Origin of the sequence: Tetzosporium hominis, assembly GCF_002265435.1 — a bacterium.
In the GTDB taxonomy this organism is placed as follows: Bacteria; Bacillota; Bacilli; order Bacillales_A; family Planococcaceae; genus Chryseomicrobium; species Chryseomicrobium hominis.
In genome coordinates, this window is the sequence record NZ_NOKQ01000164.1 from 1 (window position 1) to 266 (window position 266).

At 54.5% G+C, this 266-nt stretch carries 1 protein-coding gene; it reads left to right on the plus strand.

Annotated elements, in window-relative coordinates; all coding sequences use genetic code 11:
• Window positions 1–259: DUF436 family protein (locus tag CF394_RS03540; RefSeq protein WP_133079794.1), on the plus strand; the 259-nt coding region annotated here is incomplete at its 5' end.
• Window positions 260–266: the final 7 nt, after the last annotated feature.

Sequence of the window (266 nt, forward strand, 5' to 3'; positions counted from 1 at the left end):
TTCTGCCGTACCCGTTCCGAAAGCGGGCGGGGCGATGGCTTCTTATGCGTTTAAGCAGATGAAGTCTCCTGTTCTTGTCGAAACCATTCAGGCTGATGCCGGGATAGACATCGGCGATACGTTTATCGGCATGCATCTGAAGCCGGTGGCTGTCCCTGTACGAGTCTCTCAAAACAGTCTAGGTGCAGCCCATGTGACATTAGCGCGTACGCGGCCGAAACTGATCGGCGGAGTACGGGCCGTTTATGAGTGCGAATGAAAGGACT